This window comes from Actinokineospora guangxiensis, from assembly GCF_042657845.1.
Taxonomy (GTDB): Bacteria; Actinomycetota; Actinomycetes; order Mycobacteriales; family Pseudonocardiaceae; genus Actinokineospora; species Actinokineospora guangxiensis.
In genome coordinates, this window is record NZ_JBHSKF010000002.1 from 641,539 (window position 1) to 648,256 (window position 6,718).

6 protein-coding genes are annotated in these 6,718 nt (G+C 74.5%); 4 read left to right on the forward strand and 2 right to left on the reverse strand.

All coding sequences use genetic code 11. The features are described 5' to 3' along the window. Positions 1–3: 3 nt before the first annotated feature. From ACFPM7_RS06385 to ACFPM7_RS06400, 4 genes are read left to right on the forward strand one after another with little or no spacing between them, the layout of a single operon-like run. A complete protein-coding gene (locus ACFPM7_RS06385; RefSeq protein ID WP_378244822.1) occupies positions 4–726 on the forward strand; it encodes a 2-hydroxychromene-2-carboxylate isomerase in 723 nt (240 codons plus the stop codon). Between the two features lie 30 nt (positions 727–756). Then, on the forward strand, positions 757–2,490 hold the full coding sequence (locus ACFPM7_RS06390) for a phytoene desaturase family protein (RefSeq protein ID WP_378244823.1): 1,734 nt from the start codon (positions 757–759) through the stop codon (positions 2,488–2,490). Then, positions 2,490–3,524 carry a beta-ketoacyl synthase N-terminal-like domain-containing protein gene (locus tag ACFPM7_RS06395; RefSeq protein ID WP_378244825.1) on the forward strand — a complete coding sequence of 345 codons (1,035 nt, stop codon included), beginning with the start codon at positions 2,490–2,492 and terminating at the stop codon, positions 3,522–3,524. The genes ACFPM7_RS06390 and ACFPM7_RS06395 overlap by 1 nt, the downstream gene beginning before the upstream one ends. Before the next feature lie 11 nt (positions 3,525–3,535). After that, positions 3,536–4,690, forward strand: coding sequence for an epoxide hydrolase family protein (locus ACFPM7_RS06400; RefSeq protein WP_378244827.1), 1,155 nt, complete (start codon positions 3,536–3,538; stop codon positions 4,688–4,690). A gap of 172 nt (positions 4,691–4,862) precedes the next feature. On the opposite strand, the gene ACFPM7_RS06405 is transcribed toward ACFPM7_RS06400, so the two are convergent. Both ACFPM7_RS06405 and ACFPM7_RS06410 read right to left on the reverse strand, forming a co-directional pair. Then, positions 4,863–6,065, reverse strand: coding sequence for a cytochrome P450 family protein (locus ACFPM7_RS06405; protein ID WP_378245035.1), 1,203 nt, complete (start codon positions 6,063–6,065; stop codon positions 4,863–4,865). Between the two features lie 5 nt (positions 6,066–6,070). Beyond that, positions 6,071–6,583 (reverse strand): hypothetical protein, encoded by a 513-nt coding sequence (locus ACFPM7_RS06410; RefSeq protein WP_378244829.1) that lies wholly within the window; start codon positions 6,581–6,583, stop codon positions 6,071–6,073. Positions 6,584–6,718 lie beyond the last annotated feature (135 nt).

Here is a 6,718-nt window from a genome sequence, read left to right on the forward strand (position 1 = left end):
ACCATGGCCAGGAAGCCCAAGCAGCCCCGCTGGTACTTCTCCCTGCGCAGCCCCTACTCCTGGTTCGCCTACCGCGAACTCACCGAGCACTACCCCGACGTCCTGGCCGCCGTGGAGTGGCTGCCCTACTGGGAGCCGGACCCGCGCACCGAGGCCGAGCTGGCCGCCGAGGGCGTCGAGCTGCCCGGGGTGCCGATGTCGCGGGCGAAGAACTTCTACATCCTGCAGGACACCCGCCGGGTCGCCAAGGCGCGCGGCTGGACCATGACGTGGCCCATCGACGTCGACCCCGTGTGGGAGGTCGCGCACATCGGCTACCTGGTCGCCGCCGACGAGGGCCGGGGCCGGGAGTACGTCGACGCGGCGTACCTGGCCCGCTGGGAGCGCGGTGAGAACCTCTCCGACCCCGCCGTGGTCGCCGCGATCGCCCGCTCGGTGGGCCTGGACGGCGAGCGCGTCGCCTGCGCCCACGACGACCCCGGGTGGCGGGCCCTCGCTCGCGAGGTGCTGGGCCGCGGCTACCGCGACGGCGCGTTCGGCGTGCCGTTCTTCGTGCACGGGTTCGACAAGTTCTGGGGGACCGAGCGGGTGCGCGAGTTTGTCGCCGCCGTCCGCGGCGTCGCAGTGGCCGAGGTCGACGGCGTGCCGTGGCGCGGCGAGCAGATCGAGCTGCCGGAGCTGGTCCGCGCGGGCGGCGACGCGGGCCACGCGGGCGGCTGCGGCTGAGTCCCACCCCACGACCGGAGAGCAGGAATCGTGCTGAAGGAATCGGACGAGGCCCGGGATGCCCGGGATGCGCGGGATGCCCGGGACGCCTGGGACACCTATGACGCTGTTGTGGTGGGCGCCGGGCTGGGCGGGCTGACCTGCGCGGCCTACCTCGCCGTCGGCGGCAAGCGCGTGCTCGTGCTGGAGCACCACGACATCGCGGGCGGCAACAGCCACGTCTTCCGCAGGAAGCGCGCCTACGAGTTCGACGTGGGCGTGCACTACCTCGGCGACTGCGGGCCCGACGGCGTCCTGCCCGCGATCCTGTCCGGGCTCGGCCTGCGCGAGCGGGTGCGGTTCCGGGAGATGGACCGCGCCGGGTTCGACCGGATCGTGCTGCCGGGCCTGGTGTGCGACATGCCCGTCGGGTGGGACGCCTACCTGGCCAACCTCACCGCGGCGCTGCCCGAGGAGGCGGCCGGGTTCGCCGAGTTCGCCCGCGTCTGCGCGGCGGTCGGCGCGGAGATGCGCGCGCTGCTGCTCACCCCCGACGAGGTCGCCGTGCCGGAGCTGCTGCGCCTGGCCCCGGTGACCATGGAGTGGGGTCGCCGCACGCTCGACGAGCTGTTCACCGCGTGCGGCTTCTCCGCCGAGGCGCGCACCCTGCTGGCGGCGCAGTCGCTGAACTACGGCATGTCGCCCGGCCAGGCGACGGTGGCGACCCACGCCACCGTGACCGACCACTACCTGCGCGGCGCCTACTACCCCGAGGGCGGCGGCCAGGTGCTGGCCGCGTCCCTGGTCGAGGTGATCGAGGCGCACGGCGGGGAGCTGCGCACCCGGGCCACCGTGGAGCGGATCACCGTGGCGGACGGGGCGGTGACCGGTGTGCGCCTGCGCGACGGGACCGAGGTGCGCGCCGACCTCGTCGTGTCCAACGCGGACTACTCCCGCACCGTGCTGGAGCTGGTCGGGCCCGAGCACTTCCCGCGCAAGACCGTCGCCAAGACCCGCACCGCCGAGCCGGGCTGGCCCATGGTGGTGGCCTACGTGGTGCTCGACCGCCCGGTGACCCACCTGCCCAACGCCAATGTGTGGTGGCACCGCGGCGAGGACATCGACGCCGCCTACCAGGGCCTGCTCGACGGCACGGTGGAGGACGTGCCGTTCGCCTTCCTCTCCTTCGCCTCGACGAAGGACCCCGACAACCCGCTCACCTGCCCGCCGGGGCACACCAACTTCCAGATCATGACCCTCGTCCCGCCAGGGCCCGGCCGGTGGGGCGTCGAGCGCACGCCCGCCGAAGGGGGCCGCTACCGGCGCGAACCGGCCTACCAGGCCGAGAAGCGGCGGATCACCGACCTGCTCATCGCTGCGGCCGAGGACGCGATCGGCCCGTTCCGGGAGAGCATCGTCCACCTGGAGACCGCCACCCCGCTGACCCAGGAGCGCTACACCCGCTCGACCGGCGGCACCCCGTTCGGGCTCGCCCGGTGGGGCGCGGCCGGGTCGCGCCCGGAGCACCGCACCCCGGTGCGCGGGCTCTACGTCGTCGGGCAGGGCACCCGGTTCGGCTGCGGGGTGATGGCGGTGATGACCGGCGGGGTGAACTGCGCCGCGCAGATCCTGGACCGGCGGCTGCTGGCCCAGGCCCACGCCGGGGCCGTCTTCGGCGACCCGGCGCTGCTGCCGGAGCGGTCCGCGGACTGGGACCCGGTGCGGGTCTCGCGCGGCAGCGCGCGCCGCGCCGCCCGCGGCCTGGCGCTGAGCGGGAGGCGGTGATGCGGGTCGCCATCACGGCCTGGTCGGCGCAGTCGGCCCACAGCGGCGGCAAGTCCGGTTTCGCCGGGGCGGTCAACCGCCGCCGCAGCGCGGTCGCCGACGACCGCGCCGTCCTCGCCGACTTCGACGCCAGGGAAGCCCTGGGGCGCAAGGGGACCCGCTCGATGGACCGGCTGACCGGCCTGGCCGTGCACACCGTCGGCGGCCTGCTCGCCGAGCACGCCCCCGAGCGCGGCGCGTCGTGGTCGACCGACACCGCGCTCGTGCTGGGCACCACCACCGGAAGCGCCGAGAGCATGATGGAGTTCACCCGCTCCGCGCTGGAGGGCGAGCGCCCCTACCACGTGGACCCGGCCAGGTTCCCGAACACGGTGATGAACTGCGCGGCCGGGCAGTGCGCCATCTGGCACGGCATCCGCGGGCCCAACACCACCCTGGCGGGCGGGCACGCCACCGGGCTGCACGCGCTGACCTTCGCCCGGCGCCTGCTCGACCGGGGCCGCGCCCGGCGCGTGATCTGCGGCGGCGTCGAGGAGCACTCGGCGGCCCGCCGCGACCTGGAGCGCCACGCCAGCGGGGCGCACGCCCCACTGGGGGAGGGCTGCGCCGTGCAGGTCATCGAACCGGCGGGCGCGCCCGGCGCGCTGGCCGAGGTCCTCGCGGTGACCTCCGCGGTGGCGACGGGCCCGGCGACCGCCGGGGTGCTGCGCGAGCGGCTGCGGGTCGCCACCGCCGCGGCCGGCGTGGCCCCGTCGGAGGTGTGGGCGGTGGCGCCCAGCACCGCGCGCGGGCCCGCCGCCGCCGACGAGGCCGCCGTGCTGGCGGAGCTGTTCCCCCGGGCCCGGCGCGTCGCGCTCGGCCTCGGCGACCTGTCCTCGGCCAGCGTGGCGTTCCAGCTCGCCGCGCTGCTCGCCGTCGCGGACGCCGACCCCGACGCGGCCGGCCGGGTCGCGGCGGTCACCGCCGTCGAACCGGGCGGTGTCGTGGCCTGCGCGCTGCTGCGCTGCGCGGGCGAGCGCCCTCCCGCCGACTGAGGAGCCCTGTCATGCTCACCTCCCAGCCCGTCCCCTTCACCATCGACGTCCCCGAACCGGTGCTGGAGGACCTGCGCGAGCGCCTGGCCAGGACCAGACTCCCGAGCGCGGTGCCCGGCTCGGGGTGGGCACACGGCGTCGACGTCGAGTACCTGCGCGAGCTGGTGGACCACTGGCTGCACCGCTACGACTGGCGGGCCGCCGAGCGCGACCTGAACCGGATGCCGCAGCGGATGACCGCCGTCGACGGCGTCCCGCTGCACTTCGTGCACGCCGAGGGCCGGGGCCCCGCCCCGCTGCCGCTGCTGTTCAGCCACGGCTGGGCCGACTCGTTCTGGTCCGTCCACAAGATCATCGGTCCGCTGTCGGACCCCGCCGCGCACGGCGGCGACCCCGCCGACGCCTTCCACGTCGTCGCGCCGAGCCTGCCCGGCTTCGCCTTCTCCGGCGACCCCGGCCGGGCGGGGATCAACGGGGCGGTCACCGCCGACCTGTTCACCTCGCTCATGCGCGACCAGCTGGGCTACCGGCGCTTCGGTCTCCAGGGCGGGGACTGGGGCTCGCGCCTGGTCAGCACCCTGGCCCACCGCCACCCGGACGCCGCGGTCGGCCTGCACCTGAACCTGTGCCTGCTCATGCCCGACCTCGGGCCCGCGAGCGCGCCCCTCACCCCGGCCGAGCGCCGCCACGTCGCCGCCCTGCAGAAGTGGCAGGCGACCGAGGGCGCGTACCTGGCCGTGCAGAACACCAAGCCGCAGGCGCTCGCCGTGGGGCTCAACGACTCACCGGCGGGACTGGCGGGCTGGCTCCTGCAGGGCTTCCGCGCCTACAGCGACTGCGGGGGAGACCTGGACAAGGCGTTCACCAAGGACGAGCTGATCACCAACCTGATGATCTACTGGGTGACCGGCACGGTGAACTCGTCCATGCGCCTGTACTACGAGGGCGAGCGCGAGGACGTGCGCTACCCGCGCATCACCACCCCGACCGCCTTCGCGAACTTCCCGGCCGAGATGTTCGCCCCGCCCCGCGAGTGGGCGCAGCGGATCTACGACGTCCAGCGGTGGACGGACTTCCCCCGCGGCGGGCACTTCGCCGCCGTGGAGGAGCCTGAGCTGCTGGTCGAGGACATCCGCGCGTTCTACCGCCCACTGCGGGCGCGGTAGCGCCGGAGCAGGAGCCATCCCCCCCAGGGGCCGCGACCGCCCACCCCCGGCGGTCGCGGCCCCGCCCGCGCGCGCTCACCCGGCGAGCCCAGACGACGCCGCCCAGACGGCGAGATCCAGGCGGCGAGATCCAGGCGGCGAGGTCCAGGCGGCGAGGTCCAGGCGCTGGCGCTCAGACGGTGACGGGCAGGGAGACCAGCGGCCGGACGCTGATGCCCGGCGCGTAGCGCAGCTTCTCCGGCGGCACGGCCAGCCGGATGTCGGGGAACCGGCGGAACAGCGCGGTCAGCGCGATCTCGGTCTGCGCCTTGGCCAGGTGCGAGCCCAGGCAGCGGTGCACCCCGTGCCCCCAGCTGACGTGCTGGGTCCGGGGGCGGTCGAAGTCCAGCGCGTGCGGGCACTGGGGGAACTGCTCCTCGTCGCGGTTGGCCGAGGCCAGCGACAGGATCACCAGCTCCCCGGCGGGGATGGTCGTGCCGCCGACGGGCAGCTCGGCGGTCGTGACCCGCTGCAGCGCGCTGTTGACCGGGGACAGGTAGCGCACCAGCTCCTCGACCGCCTGCGGGGCCAGCTCCGGCTCGGCGGCCAGCCGGGCGGCGTGCCCGGGGTGGGCCAGCAGCGCCGCGACCGAGCCGCTCAGCAGGTTCCTGGTGGTGTCGTTGCCGCCGACCATCAGCGCGAACGTGGTGGACAGGACCTCGGCGTCGGTGAGGCGCTTGTCCTCCTCGGCATGGACCAGCGCCGAGAGCAGGTCGTCGGCTGGGGTGGCGCGCCGCGCCGCGATCAGCGCGGCCATGTACTCCGAGAGCTCGCGGGTGTTCTTGTCCAGCAGGCCGTTGGGGTCGGTCGGGTCGGTGTGCTGCACGACGTCGGACCACCGCAGGAACCGCGGCCAGTCCGCGTCCGGCACGCCCATCAGCTGGGCGACGGTGATGATCGGCAACGGCTCGGCCAGGGTGGGCACCAGGTCGGCGCCGCCCTCGTCCTCGACCGCGTCGAGGATCTGCTCGACGGTGGCCGCGATCCGCGGCCGCAGCCGCTCGACGCGGCGGGTGGTGAAGGCGAAGCTGATCGCCCGCCGCAGCGGCGTGTGCCGGGGCGGGTCGGAGTTGGCCAGGTGGTGGCTGATCTCCGGGGCGGGGGTGAGCTCCTGGCCGACCTGCGCGGCGAGCGCGGCGTAGAGCCGGGTGATGTCACGGCTGGCGCGCTCGTCGGCGAGCACGGCGCGCACGTCGTCGTAGCGGGTCACCAGCCAGGCGCGCACCCCGTTGGGGGTCTCGACCAGGCTCACCGGGCGCTCGCGGCGCGCGTGGGCGAGGAACGGGTAGGGGTCCTGGGTGTACTCGTCGGTGAAGAACCAGTACTTGGACAGCATGCGGGTCAACGCGGGCTCCGTTCGCGGCGCACCCGGCGGCGCACGGCCGAGAGCACGGCGCGGCGGATGAAGCCGCTGCCCAGCCGGATGACGATCCAGTAGAGGCGGAAGGTGCGGCGGGTGGCGGGGTCGGTGGCCAGGACCCTGGTCTCGGTGCTGAGCACGCCGCCGGTGTAGCTGATGTTCATCACGGTCTTGCGGTGGCCCGGCTCGGCGAAGGCGCGGAAGGACTCGGCCACCGGCTCGGCCAGTTCCGGCGGACCGCTCGGCGAGCCGACCCCGCCGAAGACGATCTCCTCATCGCCCTCGGCGAGGCGGTTGGCGATGTCGCCCAGCACCCGCCGGTAGGTGGTCATGTCGTTGCGGGTCAAGCGCATCAGCAGGCGCGCGGCCGGAACCTCGTCCCAGGTCAGCTCCATCGCCGCGCGCATGACCACGGCCCGGGGAGCGCCGATGCGCACCCGGTGCACCTCGTGGAAATGCCACTCCGGCAACAGCTCATCGATCAGCGCGGTCATGGGCTCGTCCTGCCGGTTCGCGGGCCAGTTCCCCCGACGCTACCGGCGCCGGGGAAAGTGCGGACGCTGGTGCGAAGAAATGAATACGACCCCGTTCTCCCGGCCGGAATCAACCTTTTGATCTGTCATTGCCCG